Source organism: Corynebacterium occultum (assembly GCF_009734425.1).
In the GTDB taxonomy this organism is placed as follows: domain Bacteria; phylum Actinomycetota; class Actinomycetes; order Mycobacteriales; family Mycobacteriaceae; genus Corynebacterium; species Corynebacterium occultum.
Genome location: NZ_CP046455.1, coordinates 273,199 through 296,672 on the forward strand (window position 1 = coordinate 273,199; position 23,474 = coordinate 296,672).

At 62.7% G+C, this 23,474-nt stretch carries 22 protein-coding genes, 3 tRNA genes and 1 other RNA gene; 23 read left to right on the forward strand and 3 right to left on the reverse strand.

Going from position 1 to position 23,474, the window contains the following annotated elements; genetic code table 11:
• Positions 1 to 362 precede the first annotated feature (362 nt).
• Together COCCU_RS01260 and COCCU_RS01265 are read left to right on the forward strand one after the other, a co-directional pair.
• Positions 363 to 1,988 (forward strand): SLC13 family permease, encoded by a 1,626-nt coding sequence (locus COCCU_RS01260; protein WP_156229805.1) that lies wholly within the window; start codon positions 363 to 365, stop codon positions 1,986 to 1,988.
• A 156-nt stretch (positions 1,989 to 2,144) separates the two neighbouring features.
• Positions 2,145 to 2,220 (forward strand) — tRNA-Arg (locus COCCU_RS01265).
• 224 nt (positions 2,221 to 2,444) lie between these two features.
• On the opposite strand, the gene COCCU_RS01270 is transcribed toward COCCU_RS01265, so the two are convergent.
• A complete protein-coding gene (locus COCCU_RS01270; protein ID WP_156229806.1) occupies positions 2,445 to 3,479 on the reverse strand; it encodes a prephenate dehydrogenase in 1,035 nt (344 codons plus the stop codon).
• 38 nt (positions 3,480 to 3,517) lie between these two features.
• On the opposite strand from COCCU_RS01270, the gene COCCU_RS01275 reads away from it, so the two are divergent.
• The 11 genes from COCCU_RS01275 (at position 3,518) to COCCU_RS01325 (ending at position 13,329) form a co-directional block, all read left to right on the forward strand.
• A complete protein-coding gene (locus COCCU_RS01275; protein WP_156229807.1) occupies positions 3,518 to 4,018 on the forward strand; it encodes a tRNA adenosine deaminase-associated protein in 501 nt (166 codons plus the stop codon).
• Positions 4,015 to 4,506, forward strand: coding sequence for a nucleoside deaminase (locus tag COCCU_RS01280; protein WP_156229808.1), 492 nt, complete (start codon positions 4,015 to 4,017; stop codon positions 4,504 to 4,506). Before COCCU_RS01275 ends, COCCU_RS01280 begins: the two co-directional genes overlap by 4 nt.
• Positions 4,507 to 4,625: 119 nt before the next feature.
• Entirely contained in the window at positions 4,626 to 4,841 is a 216-nt protein-coding gene (locus tag COCCU_RS01285) for a hypothetical protein (protein WP_156229809.1), read from the forward strand.
• A gap of 15 nt (positions 4,842 to 4,856) precedes the next feature.
• A complete protein-coding gene (locus tag COCCU_RS01290; protein ID WP_156229810.1) occupies positions 4,857 to 5,075 on the forward strand; it encodes a CsbD family protein in 219 nt (72 codons plus the stop codon).
• A 42-nt stretch (positions 5,076 to 5,117) separates the two neighbouring features.
• Positions 5,118 to 5,208 (forward strand) — tRNA-Ser (locus COCCU_RS01295).
• A gap of 159 nt (positions 5,209 to 5,367) precedes the next feature.
• Positions 5,368 to 7,839: an MMPL family transporter gene (locus COCCU_RS01300; RefSeq protein WP_156229811.1), complete on the forward strand. Its 2,472-nt coding sequence runs from the start codon at positions 5,368 to 5,370 to the stop codon at positions 7,837 to 7,839.
• A 60-nt stretch (positions 7,840 to 7,899) separates the two neighbouring features.
• Positions 7,900 to 9,168 (forward strand): tRNA guanosine(34) transglycosylase Tgt, encoded by a 1,269-nt coding sequence (gene tgt / locus COCCU_RS01305; RefSeq protein WP_156229812.1) that lies wholly within the window; start codon positions 7,900 to 7,902, stop codon positions 9,166 to 9,168.
• Between the two features lie 317 nt (positions 9,169 to 9,485).
• On the forward strand, positions 9,486 to 10,469 hold the full coding sequence (locus COCCU_RS01310) for an NAD-dependent epimerase/dehydratase family protein (RefSeq protein WP_156232485.1): 984 nt from the start codon (positions 9,486 to 9,488) through the stop codon (positions 10,467 to 10,469).
• Complete coding sequence (locus tag COCCU_RS01315; RefSeq protein ID WP_156229813.1) at positions 10,469 to 11,419, forward strand: UTP--glucose-1-phosphate uridylyltransferase; 951 nt, start codon at positions 10,469 to 10,471, stop codon at positions 11,417 to 11,419. The genes COCCU_RS01310 and COCCU_RS01315 overlap by 1 nt, the downstream gene beginning before the upstream one ends.
• A 187-nt stretch (positions 11,420 to 11,606) precedes the next feature.
• Positions 11,607 to 12,323, forward strand: a complete 717-nt coding sequence (locus COCCU_RS01320; protein WP_156229814.1) for a sulfite exporter TauE/SafE family protein — start codon at positions 11,607 to 11,609, stop codon at positions 12,321 to 12,323.
• A gap of 208 nt (positions 12,324 to 12,531) precedes the next feature.
• A complete protein-coding gene (locus COCCU_RS01325; RefSeq protein ID WP_156229815.1) occupies positions 12,532 to 13,329 on the forward strand; it encodes a hypothetical protein in 798 nt (265 codons plus the stop codon).
• Positions 13,330 to 13,514: 185 nt separating this feature from the next.
• Here COCCU_RS01325 and COCCU_RS01330 read toward each other — a convergent pair whose 3' ends face one another.
• Positions 13,515 to 14,255, reverse strand: coding sequence for a queuosine precursor transporter (locus COCCU_RS01330; protein WP_156229816.1), 741 nt, complete (start codon positions 14,253 to 14,255; stop codon positions 13,515 to 13,517).
• Here COCCU_RS01330 and gluQRS point away from each other — a divergent pair.
• The 3 genes from gluQRS (at position 14,254) to COCCU_RS01345 (ending at position 16,375) form a co-directional block, all read left to right on the forward strand.
• Positions 14,254 to 15,159, forward strand: a complete 906-nt coding sequence (gene gluQRS, locus COCCU_RS01335; protein WP_156229817.1) for a tRNA glutamyl-Q(34) synthetase GluQRS — start codon at positions 14,254 to 14,256, stop codon at positions 15,157 to 15,159. The genes COCCU_RS01330 and gluQRS overlap by 2 nt on opposite strands.
• 75 nt (positions 15,160 to 15,234) lie before the next feature.
• A complete protein-coding gene (locus COCCU_RS01340) occupies positions 15,235 to 15,612 on the forward strand; it encodes a PH domain-containing protein (protein ID WP_156229818.1) in 378 nt (125 codons plus the stop codon).
• Positions 15,613 to 15,697: 85 nt separating this feature from the next.
• The gene (locus COCCU_RS01345) at positions 15,698 to 16,375 is read left to right on the forward strand and encodes a hypothetical protein (RefSeq protein WP_156229819.1); all 678 of its coding nucleotides are present in this window, start codon (positions 15,698 to 15,700) and stop codon (positions 16,373 to 16,375) included.
• Positions 16,376 to 16,442: 67 nt separating this feature from the next.
• On the opposite strand, the gene COCCU_RS01350 is transcribed toward COCCU_RS01345, so the two are convergent.
• A tRNA-Ser gene (locus COCCU_RS01350) sits at positions 16,443 to 16,531 on the reverse strand.
• Between the two features lie 223 nt (positions 16,532 to 16,754).
• On the opposite strand from COCCU_RS01350, the gene ffs reads away from it, so the two are divergent.
• The 7 genes from ffs (at position 16,755) to COCCU_RS01385 (ending at position 23,455) form a co-directional block, all read left to right on the forward strand.
• An RNA gene (gene ffs, locus COCCU_RS01355) (signal recognition particle sRNA small type) lies at positions 16,755 to 16,853 on the forward strand.
• A gap of 64 nt (positions 16,854 to 16,917) precedes the next feature.
• The gene (locus COCCU_RS01360) at positions 16,918 to 18,186 is read left to right on the forward strand and encodes an aminotransferase class I/II-fold pyridoxal phosphate-dependent enzyme (RefSeq protein WP_156229820.1); all 1,269 of its coding nucleotides are present in this window, start codon (positions 16,918 to 16,920) and stop codon (positions 18,184 to 18,186) included.
• Positions 18,187 to 18,207: 21 nt separating this feature from the next.
• On the forward strand, positions 18,208 to 18,801 hold the full coding sequence (locus COCCU_RS01365) for a suppressor of fused domain protein (RefSeq protein ID WP_156229821.1): 594 nt from the start codon (positions 18,208 to 18,210) through the stop codon (positions 18,799 to 18,801).
• A gap of 54 nt (positions 18,802 to 18,855) precedes the next feature.
• Positions 18,856 to 21,327 carry a DNA polymerase III subunit gamma and tau gene (locus COCCU_RS01370; RefSeq protein WP_156229822.1) on the forward strand — a complete coding sequence of 824 codons (2,472 nt, stop codon included), beginning with the start codon at positions 18,856 to 18,858 and terminating at the stop codon, positions 21,325 to 21,327.
• Positions 21,328 to 21,374: 47 nt separating this feature from the next.
• Positions 21,375 to 21,704, forward strand: a complete 330-nt coding sequence (locus COCCU_RS01375; protein ID WP_156229823.1) for a YbaB/EbfC family nucleoid-associated protein — start codon at positions 21,375 to 21,377, stop codon at positions 21,702 to 21,704.
• A 129-nt stretch (positions 21,705 to 21,833) separates the two neighbouring features.
• A complete protein-coding gene (locus COCCU_RS01380; protein WP_156229824.1) occupies positions 21,834 to 22,490 on the forward strand; it encodes a recombination mediator RecR in 657 nt (218 codons plus the stop codon).
• A 2-nt stretch (positions 22,491 to 22,492) separates the two neighbouring features.
• Positions 22,493 to 23,455, forward strand: a complete 963-nt coding sequence (locus tag COCCU_RS01385) for an arsenic resistance protein (protein WP_156229825.1) — start codon at positions 22,493 to 22,495, stop codon at positions 23,453 to 23,455.
• Positions 23,456 to 23,474 lie beyond the last annotated feature (19 nt).

A 23,474-nucleotide genomic window follows, 5' to 3' on the forward strand; every position in this document is an offset into this window, starting at 1 on the left:
AAGACCCCGCACAGAAGAAATTCTGGGCGGGGTTTTCGCGTACCCTCCGCCAAGCCTTCCCCGGAGGAGTTCTGCTAATCCTGCAATATTTTATATGTGCAGGTGGTGAGTGCAGGGGGGGGGAATCTTGAACCAGCTCTTTTTCGCCGAACTTTCAGTCCCATTCCATTGTAGATTGAAAATGGATAGAGTCTCGTGAGTCTGGTCGCATCCCTATCCCGCTCCGTCTCCGATCTTCCGTGGTCGAATCAATCCTCGGGGGTGGGGTGGTGGCCCGGCTCCTTAGCCTCACCGTGATCGAAACTGCGGCCACCCTCGCCGCAGGGGCCTTTGGCAGCACCGACAGTAGAAAAGGATGCGTCATGAGCACACCCAGTACCGGGGCGAGCGCCAGCGATACTTCAGTCTCAGTCTCGACAACCGAAGATCTCGAGGTCGCTTACAGCCCTGCTCCCGGCTCAGTCTCCCGGGCGGAATCCCGCGAATGGCGGCGGCAGCTCATCGGCCTGCTGGCAGGTTTCGCCCTCGCAGCCCTGATTTTCTTCATCTTCCCGGATAACGCCGCCGAAACCATCCAGGCATCGGCGGAGGAAGGTGTCGTCTACGACAACATGGCGCTACGGATCACCGCCGCCACCGCCGTCCTGATGGCCATCTGGTGGATGACGGAGGCGATCCCCCTGGCGGCCACCGCCCTGGTGCCGCTGGTAGTCTTCCCGCTCTCCCAGATCATCTCCTTCAAGGACATTGCCGCCCCCTACGCGGAGCCCACCATCTTCCTCTTCATGGGTGGCTTCATCCTGGCTCTGGGCATGCAGCGCTGGGACCTGCACCGCCGGCTGGCGCTGACGGTGGTGTTGTTGGTGGGCACCAAACCCAGGCAGCTGATCGCCGGTTTCATGATCGCCACCGGTTTCCTCTCCATGTGGGTGTCCAACACCGCCACCGCGGTGGTCATGCTGCCGATCGGCATGTCGGTGCTGCAGCTGACGGCCGAAACCGTCGGTGGCATGAAGAACCAGAAGAAATTCGCCACCGGCCTGATGCTGGCCATCGCCTACGCAGCCTCCATCGGTTCCCTGGGAACGATCATCGGTACCCCGCCGAATGCGCTGCTGGTGGCCTACATGGCCAGCAACCATGATATCCAGATTGGCTTCGGGCAGTGGATGCTCGTCGGTGTCCCCCTCGCCGTGATCTTCCTGGCGCTGGCATGGTTCGTGCTGGTCACCGTATTCAAACCGGAGATGGACACCATCCCGGGTGGCCGCGAGATGATCAAGGCCGAGGTGGACAAGATGGGCAAGATGAGCGCCCCGGAGATCGGTGTCGGGGTCATCTTCGGGCTGGCCGCCCTCTGCTGGGTCTTCATCCCCCTGGTCATCGACTGGATCGATGTGGACATCACCATTGCCGACGCCGCGATCGGCATCACCGCCGCACTGCTGCTCTTCATCATCCCGGTGGACCTGAAGAAGGGGACCCGGCTGATGGACTGGAAGTCCGCGAATAAGCTGCCCTGGGATGTGCTGCTCCTCTTCGGTGGCGGACTGAGTCTCTCCTCGATGTTCTCCGCCTCCGGCCTTTCCATCTGGATCGGTGAGCTGGCCAAGGGACTTGAGGTGCTGCCCACCTTCCTGCTGGTGGCAGCGGTCGCCACGATCGTCCTCTTCCTCACGGAATTCACCTCCAACACCGCCACTGCAGCCACCTTCCTGCCGATCCTGGCCGGTGTGGCCGTCGGCATCGGGCTGACTGCCGGTGGAGAGCAGAATATTCTGCTGCTGACCATTCCGGTCGCGCTCTCCGCCACCTGTGCCTTCATGCTCCCCGTGGCCACCCCGCCGAACGCCATCGCCTTCGGCTCCGGATATGTCAAGATCGGCGAGATGATCAAGGGCGGACTCTGGTTGAATCTCATCGGCCTGGTCCTGGTCACCCTCTCCACCTATTTCATCGCGGTGCCGGTCTTCGGCATCGTGCTCTAGAAACTCCTTGGGGGTGGGGGCACCACCACCGGGCGGAGATCTCCCGCCTGGGTGGTGGCTTTCCCTTTCAATGCCCTCTGAACTGGCGTTTTGTTCTAAATGAGCTTGTCGGTGTAAAGTTGTTTCTCGTTGCACAGCGCAGGCTGTGATGACAATGCGCCCGTAGCTCAACGGATAGAGCATCTGACTACGGATCAGAAGGTTGGGGGTTCGAATCCCTCCGGGCGCACCAATAGTAAAACCCCGCACAGAAGAAATTCTGGGCGGGGTTTTCGCTTGCCTGGAATCCAACCCCAGATTCCGGGGCTCTGCAAAGGGGCTTTGCATTCTAGAGTGGGGAAACCTGCACTTAGCCACTCAGGTCGGGGCCTTAAGCGCAGGTTTCCCCACTCTATACACCAGCCCCACCCCCAGTCCGTAGGTCCCAGGTCGCAGACCCGGGACCATCTGCAGGAGTTAGAACACCGATACCTCGATGCGGGCACCGAGGTTCTCCGCCTGTTCGAGACTGCGCAGCCAGTGCGGGCTGCCCGGGTTGATGCTGAGCACGGGACGCCCTGAGATGGGGGAGGGGCTCACGGAGTCCGCCCCCTGGCGACTATGCCCGGAGCGGGCCTCATAACGGATGCGGGAGCGGTAGCCGTTGTCGGCGAGCTCCTCCATGCTGGGGCTGGCCTCGGAGAGGTGGGCGCGGGCGTCCTGAAGCAGCGCCAGGGCCTCATCCAGGGCGACAAGCAGGGCCTCGGAGTTGGTTTCGCACATGGCGCGCACCAGGGAGGGGGAGGTGGCGGCGACGCGGGTGCTGTCCCGGAAGCTGCTGGCGGCCAGCGACAGGCTCAGGGCACCGCCATTATCGCCGACGATCGCCAGGGTTTCGGCCAGCACATGGGGGAGGTGGGAGATGCGGGCGACGGCGGAGTCATGGGCGTCGACCCGCGAGGGAATGACCTCCGCCTTGACCATCTTGGCCATGCGCACCACATCGGTCCACAGCTCGATCCATTCCTTGCCGGGCCCCTCGGGGCTGTCATAGGCGTGGTCGAAGGTGACCACCCAGGCGGCACCCTTGAAGAGTTCCTTCCGGGAGGCCTGCCAGCCACTTTCAGAGGTGCCGGCCATGGGGTGCCCGCCGACATAACGTTCGACCAGGCCGGCCTCGCGGACAAGGTCTAGCACCTGGGCCTTGACGGAGACGACATCGGTGATGCCGCAGGAGGGGGCATGCTCCTTGATGACGGCGAGGATGGAAGCCACCGCGGGCATCGGGGTGGCGATCATGAGCAGGGCGTTCTCCTGCTCGGCGCGCTGCACGGTGGCCACGAGGTCGGAACTGACGTCGAACCCCTCCTGTTGGGCGGCCTTGGTTCCGGAGGGGGAACGGTTGAAACCGAACGCGGGGTGCCCGAGGGCACTGAGGTCACGAAGTAGGGAGCCGCCGATCAGTCCGAGGCCGAGTAGGCAGACCGGGCGGGAAATGTCTCTGGAAGTCACCTGACAAGTGTGGCACACAAAGACTACGGTTACCTGATATGAACGCCGATGAGTACGGGGACAGTTTCGCAGTTACGGTCACCCTGGTGGACGGTGCATGGCACGTCCGATCCTTCGACGATGAATTTTCCAGCCTGAAGAATTCGATCAGGCAGGTCCGCACATTACGCAGCGAAGGCCCCGCTTTCGCCATGCTCTGTGTCGACGAAGACTACTTCATCTTGATCCGCCCCACGCCCGAAGGTTCGCGGGTGCTGCTCTCCGACGCCACCGCCGCCATCGAGGATGACATTGCCGCTGCCGCGCTGGAGGAGATCAACGCCGAGATCCCCGATCTCGACCCCGATGAACTCGATGAGGTGGACCCCTGGGCGGAGGGTGACTTCGACATCCTCGCCGACCTCGGTCTCTCCGAGGAAGCGATGGGAGTGATCTGTGATGATGAGGAGATGTGGCCCAGCGAGCAACTCATCCGGATCGCCGAGGACCTCAATTTCCTGGAAGAGTTTGCCGACGCCGCGGACCTGGACATCGATTGAGTTTCCTGCCCCGACCCCGCGGTGAGCTTGCTGCCGAGGCGAAAATCCGCCGCGCCCTCGACGTGGCCGCCACCACCCCGCTTGGCGACGTCCCGGTCGGGGCCGTCATCTTCGGCCCGGACGGTGTGGAGCTGGCCAGGGCAACCAATCGTCGAGAAGCTGATGGTGACCCCACCGCCCATGCCGAGATCCTCGCCATCCGGGAAGCGGTACGCCACCACAACGACGGTTGGCGGCTGAGCGGCTGCACTCTCGCGGTCACCCTGGAACCCTGCACCATGTGCGCTGGCGCTCTGGTCGGAGCCCGGATCGACCGCATCATCTTCGGTGCCTTCGAGCCCAAGACCGGGGCCTGCGGCTCCGTATTCGACGTGGTTCGCGACCCCTCCGTGCTGCACCGTCCCGAAGTGCGCGGCGGTGTTCTAGAAACGGAATGCGCCGCCCAGCTGGCGGAATTCTTCGGGGAGCTGCGCGGGGAACTGCGCTAGTTCTGTCTGCTTGCTGGTGGCGGGCTGTGTATCCGATAACGATTTAGTGACATCCGGCACAGTTCGTCTCCGGTGGTTAGGGTGGAAAGTACATCCAGACCGAATGGAAGGACGGCGTCATGACGGATTTTCCCGACAAGGTGGAGAAGACTCTGAGGAAAGAGACGCAGGATTCTCGCAAAACCGCAGATGAAGCGCGCGAGAAACTCGGCTCCAATACCTCCAACCCCGATGAAGAAGCCCTCGACCCCGAGGATCAGACGCTGAATGAAAAGCTGGGTCGGGCCCACCTCGACCACAATGACAACGACGATAAATTCGGCGGCAACGACTAATAAGGGAGTTTGACCATGGGTGATTTCCAGAACAAGGCAGAAGAGTTTGGCGGCAAGACCAAGGAAGGCCTCGGCGAGGCCACCGGTAACCGCCGTCTCGAGGATGAGGGCAAGGCCGACCAGACCAAGGCCCAGATCAAGGAGACGATCTCCGATGCCGGCGAGAAGGTGAAGGATGCCGCCAATAAGGTGCTCGGCTCTTTCCAGGAAGATAAGCGCGAGGACCGACCCTAGGCGATTTGGCTGCCTCGGTGCCCATCCGATAATCTGACTCGCGGTGGCGTGTCCGAGCGGCCGAAGGTGATCGCCTCGAAAGCGATTGTTGGGTAACCCCCAACCGAGGGTTCAAATCCCTCCGCCACCGCCAGATGAAATCCCGTGCTCCTTGCTGAGTGCGGGATTTTTTCATGGGCGGTGCCCCTGCCGCCCCGCGGCGTCGATAAGCGTTGCCATATAGAGGTTTCAGCTCTCAGCAGTAGACTGGCCCCGTTAATCCTTTCGCACCCACCCGCAGGAGTTTCCGCACGTGGCCATATGGTTGTTCAAGTTGGGACGCTGGTCCTTTCACAAGAAGTGGATCGTCATTGCGGCGTGGTTGCTGACCTTCGCGGCGGTGGCAGTGGGCTCGTTGAGCATCATGAAGCCCTTCTCGAACCAGTTCGCGATCTCCGGCACCCCCTCCATCGACGCGATCTACCTCCTGGATGAGCAGTTCCCCGGGGCACCGAACCCGGCTAATGCGGCCGGCGTGAACCTGGTATTCCAGGCCCCGGACGGTGAGACGCTGGAAGATCCGGCCAATATGGCGGCGATCGATGAGACGATCGTCTATATCGAGGAAAACCTGCAGGAGATCTCCGGCACCGAACGCTTCGGCAACCCGGTGGAGGTGTCCCCGGCGCTGCAGGAGGGTGTCATCGCGCAGATGGCTGAAGCCGGTGTGCCGGTGGAGGTCGCCCAGATCGACGCCAATAACCTGGCGATGGTCAATGATGAACTCACCATCGGCTACACCACCTTCAACTTTGATGTCCCCACCAGCATGGATGTCACCCAGGAACACCGGGATGTGGTCAAGGCCGCCATGGAGGTGGGTCGGGATGCCGGCCTGACGGTGGAGGCCGGCGGTGCCGGTTTCGGTGATCCGATCACGGTGAAGACCACCTCTGAGATCATCGGTCTGATCATCGCCTTCATCGTCCTGATCTTCACCTTCGGTTCGCTGACGGCCGCAGGTCTGCCGGTGCTCACCGCGATCATCGGTGTGGGTATCGGCGCACTGGTGATCATCGGTGCCACCGCCTTCACCGAGCTGAACAATGTCACCCCGGTGTTGGCGGTGATGATCGGCCTGGCGGTCGGTATCGACTACGCCCTGTTCATTCTTTCCCGCTACCGTTCGGAACGCGCCCGGATGCCCGCTGATGAGGCGGCCGGCATGGCGGTCGGTACCGCCGGTTCCGCGGTGCTTTTCGCCGGCGCCACCGTGATCATCGCCCTGGTGGCGCTCTCGATCGTCAACATCGAGTTCCTCACCGCCATGGGTCTCTCCGCGGCCTTCACCGTCCTGGTGTCGGTCCTGGTGGCGCTGACCTTCATCCCCGCCCTGCTGGGTGTCTTCGGGGAGCGGACCTTCAGCGGTCGGATCCCGGGTATCGCCGGTAATCCGCGTAAGCGGGGCGCCAACGCCGGGAAGCGCCGTACCCGCCCCACGATGGGTTATCGCTGGGTCACCTTCGTCCATAAGTTCCCGGCCCTCATCATGGCGGTGGTTGTGCTGGGCCTGGGTGCACTCAGCGCCCCGGTGCTGAGCCTGGAGATGGCGCTACCCTCCGACTCCACCTCCAACCTGGACACCACGCAGCGCAAGTCCGCTGACCTCATGGCGGAGGGTTTCGGGGAGGGCGTCAACGCCCCCTTCCTGGTGGTCATCGCCGCTGACGGGATCGACCCGGAGGCGGGTGCCCTGCAGCCCCTGGTGCGTGCCCAGGAGGACCTGACGGAACAGACAGGCGGGGAGTTCGACCCCCTCAGCGCCGCCCAGACCAGCAGCTACCTCTACACCACCCAGGCACTCTCGGGTCTGACGGATGTCAAACACGCCCAGATCATCGGGCTCAATGATGATGGTTCCGCCGCCCAGCTGCTGGTCACCCCCTACACCGGGCCGGATGACAGCGAAACCACCGCGGTGGCTGAGGCGATCCGCACCCAGGGTGCGGAGATCGAGGCCGCCACCGGTGTCACCTTCGGGTTGACCGGGCTGACCGCCGTGCAGATGGACATCACCGAGCGTCTGGCCGAGGCCATGCCGCTCTACCTGGCGATCGTGGTGGGCCTGGCGATCATCCTGCTGCTGCTGGTGTTCCGTTCCATCATGGTGCCGGTGGTCGCAGGCCTGGGCTTCCTGCTTTCAGTGGGCGCGGCCTTCGGCATCACCGTCCTGGTGTGGCAGGAGGGACTATGGGGTCTGGTGAACACCCCGGGCCCCCTGATCTCCTTCATGCCGATCTTCCTCATCGGTGTCACTTTCGGCCTGGCCATGGACTACCAGGTCTTCCTGGTCACCCGCATGCGCGAGCACTACACGCACAGCGGTGGGGTGGACCGTCCCGGTTCGAAGTTCAACGCCGTGGAGGAATCGGTGATTGAAGGTTTCACCTCGGGCGCTCGGGTGGTCACCGCCGCCGCACTGATCATGATCGCCGTCTTCGTCGCCTTCATCGACCAGCCGCTGCCCTTCATCCAGATCTTCGGTTTCGCACTGGCAGCCGGTGTCTTCTTCGATGCCTTCTTCATCCGCATGGCACTGGTTCCGGCCACCATGTTCCTCATGGGCCGCGCCACCTGGTGGATGCCGAAGTGGCTGGACAAGATCCTGCCCCAGCTTGATGTCGAGGGTTCCGCCCTGGAGAAGGAATACGAGCGTACCCTAGACAGCTTCGACAAGACCCCGCATGAGGAACAACCGAGCGAAGAACTTCCGGCAGGCCGCTAGAACCGGGTTTTCCGGGCAGGGTTTTCAGCGGGGGAGTCCATCCCCCTTAGACTGGGGGCCATGAGCAACCCCTCCCCAACGGACACCTCCTTCACCCTGGGCACCTCCCTGGAGCAGGACGGCCCGGGCAAACATGGCCGCACCGGTGTCATCCACACCCCGCACGGTGACATCGCCACCCCGGCCTTCATCCCGGTGGCCACCAAGGCGACCGTGAAGACCCTGACCCCGGAGCAGATCCGGCAGACCGGTGCCCAGGCGATCCTCTCCAACGCCTATCACCTCTACCTGCAGCCCGGCCACGACATTGTGGATGAGGCCGGTGGTCTGGAGGCCTTCACGAACTGGCGGGGGCCCACCTACACCGACTCCGGTGGTTTCCAGGTGATGAGCCTGGGCGCGGGATATAAGAAGGTCCTGGCAATGGACACCACCCACCTCACCCGGGGTGACATCAAGGCCGCGGAGAAGGAACGCATGGCCCATGTCGATGATGACGGGGTGAACTTCAAGTCCTTCATCGACGGTTCCCGACACCGTTTCACCCCGGAGTTCAGCATGCAGATCCAGCATGGCCTGGGGGCGGACATCATGTTCGCATTCGATGAGCTGACCACCCTGGTGGACACCTATGATTACCAGGTCAATTCGGTGGAGCGTACCCGCCGCTGGGCGCAGCGCTGCCTGGATGAGCATGACCGTCTGACCCGGGAACGGGTGGGCAAGCCGCTGCAGTCCCTCTGGGGTGTGGTGCAGGGCGCACAGTACGAGGACCTGCGCCGCCAGGCCACGCGCGGTCTGATCGAGCTTTCCGACGCCGCGGAAGCCGAGGGCCGCCGTGGTTTCGGCGGTTTCGGCATCGGCGGTGCCATCGAGAAGGAGAACCTGGGCACCATCGTCGGCTGGGTCTGTGATGAGCTGCCTGAGAACAAACCCCGCCACCTGCTGGGCATCTCTGAGCCGGATGATCTCTTCGCCGCCATTGAGGCTGGTGCAGACACCTTCGACTGTGTCGCTCCCACCCGGCTGGCACGCCGCGGCGGGGTCTACACCCTCGACGGCCGCCTGAATCTGACCGGTGCGCGTTTCAAGCGGGACTTCTCCGGGGTGGATGAGGAGTTCGGTGGGTATGTCTCGGAGAACTATTCCCGGGCTTATATCCATCACCTGCTCAAGGCCAAGGAGTTTCTGGCAGGTACGTTGTGCACCATCCACAACCTGCAGTTCATGCTCCAGCTGGTGGATAATGCGCGTGCCGCCATCGAGGGTGGCTACTACGAGGCCTACCGCGATGAGTTCATGGGACGCTACTACGCTCCCAAGAAGTAGCGGCTCTGACCACGGTGCAACCTCGCCCGAGACAAGGTTTATAGGCGGTTTTTGGGCGGTTTAGGGGCGAGGTTTTGAGGAGGTCTTGGGGAGGTCTTGGGGAGGTTTTCTTAATTTTCTCAGGTATGGCTACCGGGAGCTCTCTAGGGAGGGGCTTCCGAATGGGGGGAATTTTCGGACATTGCGGAAATATTCACCCCCAAAATCACCTAGATAGCCACTGAAGTGGACACTCCTGCGCCATATGCTGGGTGGGGCAGTTATTTGCCTCTATCCTGTGCCTCATGGAACATATGAATTACCTGAGAAAAGAACCCATTAAGGCTCTGGTGACTGGGAGCGCAGATTTTATTGGCTCCCATTTAGTTGATTATCTGATTGCGCAGGGACATGAAGTGATTGCGCTTGATGATCTTTCCCATGGCCGCCTGTCAAACCTGAGTGCCGCCCTGCACAGCGGGCGCCTGAAATTCCTCCATGTTGATCTCCTCAGCGCCGACCTGGATGCCCTGGTGGCGCAGTACCGTCCTGATGTCATCTTCCACCTGGGCGCCCAGATTGATGTGCGCACCTCGGTGGAGAACCCGGTCCGTGATGCTGAAGCCAATATTCTCGCCACGATCCGCCTGGCGGAGGCCGCCCGGAAACATGGGGTCCACAAGGTGGTGCTGACCTCCTCCGACGGCACCCTTTATAGCCGCCCGGGGGAATTTCCGGTGGGGGAGGGGGTTCCGGTGGATCCCCATTCCTCCTCTGCGGCCAGCAAATATGCCGCTGAGGTCTACCTGAACACCTTCCGGAACCTTTATGGGCTGGACTGCTCTCATATAGCTCCGGCCAATGTTTACGGCCCACGCCAGAACCCGGATGGTGAGGCCGGGGTTGTGGCGACCTTCGCCCAGCGACTGCTCGCCGGGGAAACCACCCATGTCTACGGGGATGGCTCCCACACCCGCGATTATGTCTACGTCGGTGATGTGGTCCGTGCCCTCTACCTTGCGGCCGGGAAACGGGGGAGCGGGATGCGTTTCAATATCGGCACCGGTGTGGAGACCACCGACCGGCAGCTCCACACCCTGGTGGCGGAGACCATCGGGGTGCCGGATGAACCGGATTTCCTTCCGGCCGGGCTGGGTGATCTACCCCGCTCGGCGCTGTCCTCCGGCCTCGCCCACCGCGAGCTGGGTTGGCAGCCCCTGGTGCCGTTGCGGGAGGGGATTCGACTGACCGTCGAACACTTCCACAAGGCCCAGAGCAAGTTCGACACCGTGTCCACCCATGCCTGGAAAGTGCAGATCTGATGACTAACTACCTGAACACCGCCAACTCCGCCCAGATCAAGACCGTGGTGGTGCCCGCAGCCGGACATGGCACCCGTTTCCTGCCCGCCACCAAGACCGTGCCGAAGGAGCTGCTCCCCGTGGTCGACACCCCCGGCATCGAGCTGATCGCCGAGGAAGCCGCCGAGCTGGGTGCTTCGCGCATGGCGATCATCACCTCCCCGAGCAAGCCGGGGTTGCTGCGCCATTTCGAGGACTTCCCGGAGCTGGTGTCCACCCTGCAGGCCCGTGGCAAGCATGAACAGGTGGCCATGGTGGAGCGCGCCGGCCGCCTGATTGAACCGGTGTCGGTGGTCCAGCATGAGGCTCTGGGCCTGGGGCATGCCGTGGGCCTGGCGGAAAGTGCCCTCGATGATGATGAGGAGGCATTCGCGGTCATGCTTCCCGATGACCTGGTGCTTCCCTTCGGGGTCCTGGAACAGATGGCTGAGGTCCGGGCCAGTTTCGGTGGTTCGGTGCTCTGCGCTTTCGAGGTCACACCGGAGGAGGTGTCCAGTTACGGGGTCTTCGAGGTCATGGAGATCTGCCCGGATGAGGGTTTGCCCACCGAAACCGTGAAACAGGTCATCGGCATGGTGGAGAAGCCCCCGGCGGCGGAGGCCCCCTCTCGTCTGGCCGCCGCCGGCCGTTATCTGCTGGATCGCGCGGTTTTTGATGCCCTGCGTCGCATCAAGCCAGGTCAGGGCGGTGAACTGCAGCTGACGGATGCCATCGAGCTGATGATCAAGGAGGGGCACCCGGTGCATGTGGTGATCCACCAGGGTAAACGCCATGACCTGGGTAATCCGGCTGGCTATATCCCCGCCTGCGTGGATTTCGGGCTCTCCCACCCCAAGTACGGCCGCGCCCTGCGGGATACGATCGGTGCGGTACTGCAGGAGTATGACGACCGCGAAGCGAGCCTGGCCTGACCCGCTTATCGACGCCCCGAGGGCAGCGAAAACTCCCCCCGTCATCTGCGATGATGGGGGGAGTTTTGCCCTTCAGGTTCAGCGCAGGTGGCAAACTTTCCGGGAACCAGATCACGCCTGCTTCGGAAGAACATGGGAAGCTACTGTCTGGAAAAGAAAATATCGGGTGATATCTGGGAGGCTTCACGTGGAACTTGTGGTGATCGGCGTGATCCTCATGATCGCAGCCTGCGTGCAGGGATCCATCGGTTTCGGCCTCGGCATGCTGGCGGCACCACTGATCGCGCTCATCCGCCCAGACCTCCTGCCCGCCCTCATCCTCCTGCTGGCACTGGTGCTCTCCTCAGCCACCCTCATCCGGGATCGGGGAGGGGTGGAATGGCGGGTGGTGCTGTGGACCAGCATCGGACGACTCCCTGGTTCCCTGCTCGGGGCAACCGCGGTGGCGTTTCTCCCCCTCACCGGGCTCTCCCTGGCCCTGGCCACCGCCGTGATCCTAGGAATTGTCTCCAGCCTGGTCGGTTGGCGACCCGGCCACGGTCCCAGAGCCTCCTTGGTGGCAGGAGCCGCCTCCGGGCTCCTGGGCACCTCCACCTCGATTGGAGGCCCGCCCCTCTCCATCATCCTCCGGGATCTGGCAGTGGAGAAGATCCGCGGCACCATGGGCGCCGCCTTCGTCATCGGCAGCACCCTCTCCATCACCCTGCTCTCGCTCAGCGGTTCGCTGACCTTTGAGCACCTCAAGGCGGCAGTGCTCTTCCTGCCGGCCGTGGTCATCGGCTTCCTGCTCTCCGGGGTGGTCAACCGGCACCTGAACAGTCAGGCCCTCTACTTCGGGGCAGTCGGATTATCACTGCTCGGAGCGGTGGTGGTCATCCTGCGGTCACTGGGGCAGCTGCTCTAAGGCTGCAGAACCCGGGCCACTGTGGTGAGCTGGAGAGGTGAAGCATCGGGGGATGTTGATCCTGACCGCCAATCTGAGCAGTTGGGAGAGAAAGAAAGCTAGGGAACGATTTCGTGCGGGTCAACTGCTCAAACTGAGGACGGGAATCTATGCGGATTCCGCAGCCTTCCACCGGTTGAAGCCCTGGGAACGCTACCGACTTGAATGCATGGCCACAGCGATTTCCCGGCCCGGCTCTGTGCTGGTGGGAAAATCCGCTGCCGCGCTCTGGGAGGTACCTTATGGGGAGATCCCCAGGTATGTGGAGATGGCCAGAGAGCAGGGGTCCGGGGGTTTCAGCTCTAAAGGGGTCAAGTCCCGGGAACTGCTACTGCCCGGGCAGCTGCCGATCCTGGGCATGGCAGCACCATATGAGCGCGCGAAGGTGGCTGGTTTGCCCCAGACCCTGATAGACATCGCACGTTGGTATGAACTGGAGCATGCCGTTATAGCCATTGATGCCTGCCTGAACAAGAGAAAAGTACATCGCCGAGACCTGGAACAGGTCCTGGACATAGCCAGCGGCTGGGGAGGGGTGAAGCAGGCGCGAAAAGCCCTGAAGTTTGCACACTCTGCTGCGGAGAGCCCCAGAGAATCCCAGGTCCGCCTACAGATCTGGCGGGCAGGGCTCCCAGCGCCACACCTCCAGGCCAGCATCCGGAATGTTCGGGGTGAGTTCATCGGGCGCGTTGACTTTTTCTACCCAAAGTATTCCCTGGCCATCGAATACGACGGGAGAATCAAATATGAGGGCGCTTTCGGCCAGTCAAAGCTGGGAGCTCTGGAGGATGAGAGATTCCGGGAGCGGGATCTGCTGAACACAGGTCTCCGGATGATCCGGATTGACCGTGAAAGCTTTCGGGATGGTTCCTGGTTATCGGTGCTAAAACGCGAAATTGAGCGTTCTGCAGGGGCAGACCTCAGCTTTCCGGAACAGCAGTGGGATTCGGCTGGGCCGGCGTGGTGAAGGTGCGATGCGGAAGTGTGACGCGGAAGTGTGACGCGGAAGTGTGATGCGGAAGTGTGATGCGGAAGTGTGATGCGGAAACGAGCAAAATTGGTCGATCTGGCGTTAGGCAATGGATTGCACAGCCCCGGAAAGTGCTCATTTCGACCAATTTTGCTCGTCAGCCCAACCAGCCCAACCAGCCCCTAATACCCCTCGGCCTTCTTCACCCAACGGATCACCGCATAGGTCAGCGGCAGCAGCGCAATCTCCAGCAGTGTCTTCCACAGGAACCCGACGACCACAAAGTTCCCCAGCTCACCAGCCGTGGTGATGCCGATTACCGGTGCCGCGATGAGGCAGAACAGCAGGGTGTCACCGAATTCGCCCACGACGGTGGAGCCGAGCAGTCGGGCCCAGAGCGATTTTTCGCCGGTACGTTTCTTGATCGCCACCAGCACATAGGAGTTGAGCAGCTGCCCGACGATATAGCCGACCAAGGATGCCACCACGATCTGCGGCACCAGCCCGAGCACCATCTCAAACTCAACCTGGCCCGAGTAGAAGGACGCTGGTGGCAGCCAGATAGCCACATAGAAAGCGAGCACCGCCAGCACGGTCACCACGAAGCTGGTCCAGATGGCGCGCCGGGTGGCTGTGAATCCGTAGCATTCGGCCAACACATCGCCGATGACATAGGAGATGGGGAAGAGGAAGAAGGCACCGTCGGTGATCAACGGCCCGATTTCCACGCCCTTGGTGGCGAGGATATTGGAGATCAGGAAGACCGCGACGAAGCTCGCGAGGAGAATGGGGTAGTAGGACTTCTGCAGGGGAATGAAACGGGCTTTAGCGGACACTGCGGTGGGGTTCACGGCGGCGCCCTGCCCAGGCCCGTTATCTGGTGTATTGGTCACCCGGATATCGTGCCATAACCTCTTTAACATGCACCCTAGTGATTCCGGCGCCGGCCGCTACGCCCCCTCCCCGAGCGGTGACCTCCATTTCGGTAATCTTCGCACTGCGCTGCTGGCCTGGCTTTTCGCCCGTCACAGCGGCCGTGCTTTCTATATGCGGGTGGAGGATATAGACACCCAGCGTTCTTCCCTGGAGTCGGCACACCGCCAGCTGGAGGATCTGGCCACATTGGGACTGGACTGGGACGGTGACCCCACATATCAGTCGGATAATTTCAGCAATTATGCCGCCGCCCTCAAGAAACTCCCCACTTTCGAGTGTTATTGCTCGCGCAAGGATATCCAGGAGGCTTCCCGTGCCCCCCACGCGATCCCCGGTTCCTATCCCGGCACATGCCGTGATCTCCCGGAGGCTGTTCGGGAGCAGAAGCGCCAGGAGTTGGCCGCCCAGAACCGGGTCCCGGCACTGCGCCTGCGTACCGAGGTCTCCAGCTTCACGGTCCATGACACTCTGCTCGGTGATTACACCGGGGATGTCGATGATTTCATTCTCCGCCGCGGTGGCCAGACCCCGGACTGGGCCTATAATCTCGCGGTGGTAGTCGATGATGGTGCGCAGGGCATCGACCAGGTCGTCCGCGGGGATGACCTGCTCTCCTCCGCCCCGCGCCAGGCATATCTCGCCCAGCTCCTCGGCCTACCGGTACCCGAGTTCGTGCATGTGCCTCTCGTGCTGAACCAGGAAGGCCGCCGCCTGGCTAAACGCGATGGTGCGGTCACCCTCCGCGAAATGCTTGTCGACGCCCCGATCACCGCTGTCTTCGCCAAGCTCGCCGCCTCCCTCGGCTACCGGGGTGTCGAGACGCCCCTCCAGCTGCTGGAGGTCTTCGATCCTGTGGGCCTGCCGCGGGAACCGTTCGAATGGCGTGGCTGAACGGATGGGGCTGGTCTGGGGCGATGGTTAGAGTTCCTCATTGCTTTCAATTCCACGAAAATTTCAGGAGGGGCCATGCCCACCGAAGTAAGTGTCATCACCGCCTGGCAGTTTCAGTCGGAGGTGCCGATTCCGCAGGATATCGGCCCGCTGCTGGTGGCCGGGGAAACACCCATCGCCGCCTACAAGACCTTCCGGGACTCCGCGGTGTTCACCAACCGACGGCTCATTGTCCGGGACGCCCAGGGCATCAGCGGCAAGAAGGTTGAGCTCTATTCGCTGCCGTACAGTTCGATCAACATGTGGTCATCTGAAAATGCCGGGCGCATTGATTTCAACGCTGAACTCGAGCTCTGGACCCGTGCCGGGCACATCAAGATCAAACTTGGCCGGCAGGTTGATGTCCGGCGCCTGGATTCCTTGATCGCCCACGCGGTGCTCGGGGCGTTGTAGATCTGATAGCGGAAACCCTTTCCGTCTGCGGGTTTCCCCGCTAACCTCAAGGGGAAGCAGGGGGGAGACCCTACGGAGGAAGATCATGCTTCTCAATCGTCTAGATCCCACACCGAAAATACTGGTGGCAGGATTCCTGCTGGCCACTTCCGCACTGAGTGCCTGCGCCACGTCTGAGAGCCCGACACCGCCCTTGTCGGAGACGGTCACCCAGACCCTCACTTCTCAGGTGAGTCCGGAACAGCAGCCCACCACCACCGTGGAGCGACCTCCGGATACCGGTGCCGCAGCGCCGATCGCCGAGAACCCCCGGGATTTCTCCGGCCTGGAGGAGGTTGACTCCCAGCGGTTCTGGGGTCATGAGCAGGGGTCCTTCCCGGGTTTCCGCTTCCAGACACCGAGTGGCAACATCCACTGTCATGTGGCTGAGATTCCCGCCGCCTGTAATGTCCGGGAGCATGCTCCCTGGCCGAGAGAGGATCGTCTTCCTGACGGTCTCGCGCACGTGACACCCACCGCCGTGGGATGGATGGGGGAGATGGATCTGCTGGGTAAACCTGGTACCTGGTTGCAGCAGGGCACCTTCCCGGCGACCGGGGTGGGCAATGTGCTGGAGTATGGGCAGAAGATCAGCATGCAGCGCAGCATCAACGGACAGTCGAGCAGTATCTCCTGCGCTTCCCGGGAAGTCGCTTTGACCTGCATGATCAATAATGGGGAGCATGGTTTCACGATCAGTCGTGAAAGCTACGAAGCCTGGTAGCCCCCAACCCCTGGGGTTCGGAAACGAGTTCAGCCCCGGACCGTGAGGTCCGGGGCTGAACTTTAAGTGGCGGAGGATAAGGGATTTGAACCCTTGAGGGTATTGCTACCCGCACGCGTTCCAGGCGTGTGACATAGGCCGCTAGTCGAATCCTCCAGCGAAACATAAGCTGCACCGGAGTGCTGCTTCGTTCCTTGAAAAACAGTACACAATTCTCCCCGAATTCACCAAATCGCTGGTCATTGGCTCAAAAATCACCCCTGAGGGACAGTGGTCCTGAATTTCTGGCCAGTCCTGCGATCCTGGGCACCTCCCGGACCCGGCGAATGCCCGGACCCCCGCGGTTAGCCCTCCCTGACGGTCATGCGCTACTATCTGAACCAGGATCCCGTGCGGCGTCTATCTTGTGAACTCCCCCAGGGCAGGAATGCAGCAAGGGTCAACGAGCTCTAGCGGGTGCGCGGGGTCCCCTTAATTCTTAATACGTCTAGAGTGGAACCGGACATGTCGAGCACTTGTTGCACCATGGAAGGTAGGCCCACATGACGCTCAACGAACTGGCTCCGGAAGCCCTCGCCGATCTCGCTGCGAAGGTCCGTGCAGAATATGAAGAACTGCAGGCCAGGAACCTCAAGCTGGATCTGACTCGCGGCAAGCCCGCCAGTGAACAGCTTGATATTAACAATGAACTTCTCGCCCTGCCCGGGGAGAACTTCCGTGCCAAAGATGGCACTGACTGCCGTAACTACGGCAATCTCAAGGGCATCGCCGATATCCGGGAAATCTGGGCCGAGCTGCTGGGCCTTCCCGTTGAGCTGGTCTACGCCGGCGACTCCTCCAGCCTGAACATCATGTTTGATCTGGTGTCCTGGTCCTATATCTGGGGCAACAATGATTCCGAGCGTCCCTGGAAAGATGAGGAGAAGGTCAAGTGGGTCTGCCCCGTCCCGGGTTATGACCGCCACTTCACCATCACCGAGACCCTCGGCTTCGAGATGATCAACGTCCCCATGCTCGAGGATGGCCCGGACATGGATGCCGTGCGTGAGCTGGTCAAAGATCCGCAGGTCAAGGGGATGTGGACGGTTCCGGTATTCGGTAACCCGACGGGCATCACCTTCTCGGAGCGGGTCGCCCGCGAGCTGGCTGAGATGGAGACCGCTGCACCGGACTTCCGCATCGTGTGGGACAACGCCTACGCCGTGCATGTGCTGGGCAATAAGTTCCCCGAGGTCATCAATGTCCTTGAGCTGGCTGAGCAGGCCGGCAACCCGAACCGTTTCTGGTTCATGTCCTCCACCTCGAAGATCACCTTCGCCGGTGCGGGTGTCGCTTTCTTCGCCTCCTCGGCGGAGAACCTGGCCTGGTACACCGCTAAGGCCGGTGTCCGTGGCATCGGCCCGAATAAACTGAACCAGCTGGCACATGCCCAGTACTTCGGTTCCGCTGAGGGGGTTCGTGCGATCATGCGCAAGCACGCGGCATCCATCGCCCCGAAGTTCCAGTCGGTGCTGGAGATCCTGGAGAACCGTCTTGGTGAGCATGGGGTGGCCACCTGGACCCGGCCGGAGGGTGGTTATTTCATCTCCCTGGATGTGGTGGACGGTACTGCCGCTCGGGTGGTTGAGCTGGCCAGGGAGGCCGGTATCGCACTGACCGAGGCGGGTTCTTCCTTCCCGCTGCATGAGGACCCGGACAACCGCAACATCCGCCTGGCGCCGACCCTGCCGCCGGTGGAGGAGGTCGAGGTCGCGATGGATGGCGTCGCCACCTGCGTCCTGCTCGCGGCCGTCGAAAAGCTCGGCGTTTAAGTAGTACGGGGGAGGTCTGAGATGAATCTGGAGGAAGGGGCCTACTGGGTCAACTCGCTCTTCCCCGTTGATCTGGGCTTCCATCGTGTGGATGATTTTCATGTCGGCTGCGCGAATCTGGGGGATTCGCAGCAGCTGGCCTGTTCGGCTGATTTCGGTCGGGTGGACACCGGGCTGATCACCCAGGATCAGGGTGGCCAGACGGTGGAGGTGCGCAGTGAGCTCTTCACCATCGGCCGGGTCGATGAGATTGCCGCGGCCCGCGTGGTGGGGGCGGCCGCCGCTTTTCTCCGAGCCGCCAAGGGCAGCATCCCGGCCCAACCGGGCAGTCTGATCCCGGGGTTGGGTGTGCTGGCAGAGCTGGATGAGAAGTTCACCGTCCGTCATGGCCTGCTTTCGGTGCCTTATGTCTGGGGCCGGGAGGTTCCCCAGATGACTGAGGCTGCCGGGGATGTCCATGGTGAGGAAACCGGGGAGGCGGGTCGGTTGACGGTGATGCTGCAGATCATCCTGCTCACCGATGATGAACGGGATTTCGCCCTGACCTACGGGATCGGGGATCTGCAGCAGGAACTGACCCGGACCGGGGTGGATCTGCTGGACTGGCAGCGCTGACCCGGGCCTGCGCCCGCTATCAAGCCGGCAGCTGCCCCAGGTAGGCTGTGATCCGTGGCTCTGTATCGGAAATATCGTCCCGCCTCCTTCGCCGAGGTTGTCGGCCAGGAACAGGTGACCGGCCCATTGTCGGTTGCGCTGGACACTGGCCGCATCAATCACGCCTACCTTTTCTCTGGTCCGCGTGGTTGTGGCAAAACCTCCTCGGCCCGTATTCTGGCGCGTTCCCTGAACTGCGCGGAGGGTCCGACCTCCCGGCCCTGTGGGGTCTGTAATTCCTGTGTTTCATTGGCGCCGGGTGGCTCGGGCAACCTGGATGTCACCGAGCTTGATGCCGCCAGCCATAACGGTGTCGAGGACATGCGTGAGCTCCGCGATAAGGCACATTATGCTCCCGCGGAGTCCCGCTACCGGGTCTTCATCATCGATGAAGCACACATGATCACCCCGCAGGGTTTCAACGCGATGCTCAAGATCGTGGAGGAACCCCCGGAGCATCTGATCTTCATTTTCGCGACCACGGAGCCGGAGAAGGTGATCGGTACGATTCGTTCGCGTACCCACCATTACCCCTTCCGACTGCTCACCCCGGGTGATATGCGGGGCCTGCTGCAGCGCACCGTCGAGTCCGAGGGGGTGCACGTCCAGGATGAGGTGTACCCCCTGGTCATCGAGGCCGGCGGCGGTTCCCCCCGTGATTCCCTCTCCATCCTGGACCAGCTGGTCGCCGGTTCCGGCCCGGACGGAGTCTCCTATGATGAGGCCCTCGGCCTGCTGGGTGTCACCGACCTTTCGCTTATCGACGCCACGATCGACTGCCTCGCCGTCGATGACAAGGCCGGCCTCTTTCAGGTTGTTGATGATGTTATTGAGGCAGGTCATGAGCCCCGTCGTTTCGTCACCGACCTGCTCAACCGACTGCGGGACCTGATGGTGCTGCGCGCGGTACCGGAGGCCATTGAAATGGGCCTGGTCACCGCACCGACCGCGCGTGCCGAGATCCTGCAGGAGGAGGCCACCAGGTTCAGCGACGCCCAGCTTGCCCACCTGGCGACGCAGGTCAACGCGCGCATCTCGGATATGAAGGGCGCCACCTCCCCCCGCCTGCTGCTCGAGATCCTCATCGCCCACCTGCTGCTGCCTGCAGCTCCCGTCGCCGCCCCCGGTGCAGCGGTAGCTCCGGTCGGTCCGGGGGTCGCGAATGGTCAGGGCACTACCTATGAGCGTCCTTCGGTGCGGCGCGCCCGCGAAGCCGCGGAGAGGGCCGCCCGTGAGGCGTCCACGACACAGAACGTAACGACGCCAGCGGCACCGCAGCCTGTGCCCCAAGAACAACCGCAGCCTGTGCCACAGCCTCTCGCGCAGCAACCGGAAAAGCAACCCACGCAGCAACAACCCGCGCAGCAGGAACCAGCACCGCAGCCCGCGCAGCAGCCTCCCGCACCCCAGGAAGCTCCCCGAACTGTCACCCCGGCCGCTGTCCCGGAGGACGTTGTCGAAGCGGTCCGCACCGAGTGGGCCCGGCTGCGTGTGGAGGTGGGTAAACGCAACAAGGTCGCCGAGATCATGCTCACCGAAGCCCATGTCCTAGGCCTCAAGGAGGACACCCTGGTGTTGGGACACAACACCGGGGCCCTGGCTGGTCGTCTCAATGAGGCCAGCAAGAATGAGGTGATCGTGGCGGTGCTGCGCGATGAGATGGGTCTGAATCTGAAGGTCCATTGCGTGGTGGGTACCAACCCTGAGGCCATGGGTTTCGCGCCTCCCGCCGCGGTGAAGAAAGCCTGGAATCCCAATGAGACCCAGGCTGTCGGTTCTGCCGGTCAACCCCCGCAGGCTTCCCGCCTGCGGGAGCCCGCTGATTCCGCCGAGGAGCCGGCGCAGCCGACCCCAACCCCTGAACCCACCCCGACGCCGCAGCATCCCACCTCAGGTGCGGTGTGGGGTGCTCCGGCTCCGATTGGGGGTGCCCCGCAGGCCCCGAAGAATCCACCCACTCAGCAGGCCACGCCAGCACCGCAGCCGCAGCAGTCGGCCCCCACCTGGGGGAGCCCGGCACCCCTGGGAGGCCCACCTGCCCCAGTACCGCCGGAAGCACCGGAGCCTGCCCCTGAGGTAGTGCCCCAGCCGGAGGAGCCACGCCTGCGACGTTGGGAACAGGCCGCTGCCCGCGGGCAGGCCACGATGGCGCAGCGCGATCAGCGACCCCAGTTCTCCGATGGGGTGCCGTTGCCGCCGGAACCTTCTTCCGCTGATGTGCCTGCTGATCCCTATGATTATCCGGCTGATGAGGGCATTCCGGACCGCAGTGGCCTCCGGGCCTCGCAGCCCGCGCCGAGCCCGGCTCCGGCGGGGCAGCCGGAGTCCGCGGCGTCGCAAAGCGGTTCCAGCGCGGCGGATCGACGACGCGCCGAGGAAGATGAGATGTTGGCGGCCTCCCTGGAACCCGGTCAGCTGGATCGTCGGGATGCGAAGGATATCGCGATGGAGCTTTTGGCGAAGGAGCTGGGCGCGCGGCCGCTGTGAGTGGGTAGACTGCAGAGACGTATTGTCACCCACTTGAAAGGCACTCCATGTCTCAGCCGGATATGTCCCAGCTCCTCGCCCAGGCCCAGCAGATGCAGGCTCAGCTGCAGCAGGCACAGCAGGAGATCATCGCAAGCACCGTCGTCGGTGAGGCCGGCAATGGTCTGGTTAGCGTGTCTATGAGCGGTGGCGGCACCGTCTCCGAGATCAAGATTGATCCGAAGGTCGTTGACCCGGAGGACATCGAGACCCTGCAGGACCTGCTGACCGGCGCCTTCAACGACGCCCACCAGAAGGTCGCTGACCTGGCTCAGGAGAAGATGGGCCCGCTGTCCCAGGGCATGGGTGGCGAGGAGCTGGGTGGCCTCTTCGGCTAAACCGCTTCACGACGCTCCGGCCGTCCCCCCGCCCCAGAACTGGTGCGGTGGGGCGGCCGTTGCGCTGCCCCGCCTAAGCTGTAGGGAGTTTCCCCCTCCGCCTGAACTGAAAAGGGTGACCGCACACTCGTGTTTGAAGGACCACTGCAGGACCTCATCGATGAGCTTTCCCGCCTCCCCGGCGTCGGCCCGAAGAGCGCGCAACGCATCGCCTTCCACCTGATGAAGGTGGAACCGGCCGATATCAACCGCCTGGTCGATGCCCTCGGCGCCCTCCGTGACGGCGTCGCTTTCTGCCGTATCTGCGGCAATATCTCCCGGGATGAACTCTGCCGGGTGTGCGCTGACTCCGGCCGGGATCGCGGCACCATCTGCGTGGTCGAGGAACCCAAGGACATCCAGGTCATCGAGCGGACCGGGGAGTACCACGGCCGCTATCACGTCCTGGGCGGTGCGCTGGATCCCCTGGCCAATGTAGGGCCGAAGGACCTGAACATCACCTCCCTGCTGCAACGCATCGGAGGGGTGCTGCCCGACCGGGAGCTCGCCGACTCCACCCCGGAGAAACCGCTCCATGATGAGACCCCGGAGATCCGCGAGGTGATCCTGGCGACTGATCCCAACACTGAGGGGGAGGCCACCGCCTCCTACCTGGGCCGGTTGCTCAAGGACTTCCCCGACCTGGTGGTCTCCCGCCTGGCTTCCGGGATGCCCCTGGGTGGGGACCTCGAATTCGTCGATGAGCTCACCCTCTCCCGGGCGCTCAGCGGCCGATTGAAGATTTAAACGTGCCCGGGCTGGTGGCCTGGCTGGAGAAACACCAGGTGGCCTGCTATTTGCTGGCACTGCTGGCAGGTGCCCTGATCGGCCTCGGATTCCCGGAAATCTCAGGGCCTGCGGAGAAAGCCATCAACCCGGTGCTCGGGTTGCTGCTCTACGCCACCTTCCTGGCGGTGCCTTTCTCCCGGCTTGGCCCGGCACTCAAGGACTGGCGTTTCCTGGGCACTGTGCTGGGGTTGAACTTCCTCGTTGTCCCCCTGGTGGTCTGGATGTTATCCAGGCTGGTGGCAGGGGAGGAGGTGCTGTTGGTCGGAATGCTCTTCGTCCTGCTGGCACCGTGCATCGACTATGTCATCGTCTTCACCGGCCTGGCGGGTGGGGCACAGGGGAGACTGCTGGCCGCCACCCCGGTACTCATGCTCGCCCAGATGCTCCTGTTGCCTTTCTTTCTCTGGCTCATGGCCGGACCTGAGGTGATGGGAGTGGTGGAGTGGGAACCTTTCCTCAGTGCCTTCATCTGGCTGATCCTGGTTCCGCTGCTCGCGGCCGGCCTGACCCAGGCCGGGGCGGCCAGGACTGTGCTGGGACAGCAGATTTCGGATGCGGTGGGGGCGGCGATGGTGCCGCTGATGATGGCGACCCTGGCTGTGGTCGTGGCCTCCCAGATCCACGGGGTGAGTCAGGAACTGGGTTCATTGCTCCTGATGGTTCCCATCTATCTCCTTTTCGCCCTGATCATGGTGCTTCTGGGACTGCTGACCGGAAAAGTGGTGGGGTTGGATGCTCCGGGGCGAAGTGCCCTGATTTTTTCCGGGGTGACCCGTAATTCACTGGTGGTGCTGCCCCTGGTGCTAGCACTGCCGGCAGGTTTTGAGCTGGCAGGACTGGTGGTGGTCACCCAGACCCTGGTGGAGCTGGTGATCATGGTGATGCTGGTCCGGTTGCTGCCGAAACTTATGGCCGGGGCCTGAAGGCCCTTCCCTGGGCGGG

What these genes read in the sequence shown, in the direction of transcription:
- COCCU_RS01260 (WP_156229805.1), top strand. Translation starts at nt 363, where the DNA reads ATGAGCACACCCAGTACCGGGGCGAGCGCCAGCGATACTTCAGTCTCA.
- COCCU_RS01275 (WP_156229807.1), top strand. Translation starts at nt 3,518, where the DNA reads ATGAACGCCGATGAGTACGGGGACAGTTTCGCAGTTACGGTCACCCTG.
- COCCU_RS01285 (WP_156229809.1), top strand. Translation starts at nt 4,626, where the DNA reads ATGACGGATTTTCCCGACAAGGTGGAGAAGACTCTGAGGAAAGAGACG.
- COCCU_RS01290 (WP_156229810.1), top strand. Translation starts at nt 4,857, where the DNA reads ATGGGTGATTTCCAGAACAAGGCAGAAGAGTTTGGCGGCAAGACCAAG.
- tgt (WP_156229812.1), top strand. Translation starts at nt 7,900, where the DNA reads ATGAGCAACCCCTCCCCAACGGACACCTCCTTCACCCTGGGCACCTCC.
- COCCU_RS01315 (WP_156229813.1), top strand. Translation starts at nt 10,469, where the DNA reads ATGACTAACTACCTGAACACCGCCAACTCCGCCCAGATCAAGACCGTG.
- COCCU_RS01325 (WP_156229815.1), top strand. Translation starts at nt 12,532, where the DNA reads ATGGCCACAGCGATTTCCCGGCCCGGCTCTGTGCTGGTGGGAAAATCC.
- gluQRS (WP_156229817.1), top strand. Translation starts at nt 14,254, where the DNA reads ATGCACCCTAGTGATTCCGGCGCCGGCCGCTACGCCCCCTCCCCGAGC.
- COCCU_RS01330 (WP_156229816.1), bottom strand. Translation starts at nt 14,255, where the DNA reads ATGTTAAAGAGGTTATGGCACGATATCCGGGTGACCAATACACCAGAT.
- COCCU_RS01340 (WP_156229818.1), top strand. Translation starts at nt 15,235, where the DNA reads ATGCCCACCGAAGTAAGTGTCATCACCGCCTGGCAGTTTCAGTCGGAG.
- COCCU_RS01345 (WP_156229819.1), top strand. Translation starts at nt 15,698, where the DNA reads ATGCTTCTCAATCGTCTAGATCCCACACCGAAAATACTGGTGGCAGGA.
- COCCU_RS01360 (WP_156229820.1), top strand. Translation starts at nt 16,918, where the DNA reads ATGACGCTCAACGAACTGGCTCCGGAAGCCCTCGCCGATCTCGCTGCG.
- COCCU_RS01365 (WP_156229821.1), top strand. Translation starts at nt 18,208, where the DNA reads ATGAATCTGGAGGAAGGGGCCTACTGGGTCAACTCGCTCTTCCCCGTT.
- COCCU_RS01375 (WP_156229823.1), top strand. Translation starts at nt 21,375, where the DNA reads ATGTCTCAGCCGGATATGTCCCAGCTCCTCGCCCAGGCCCAGCAGATG.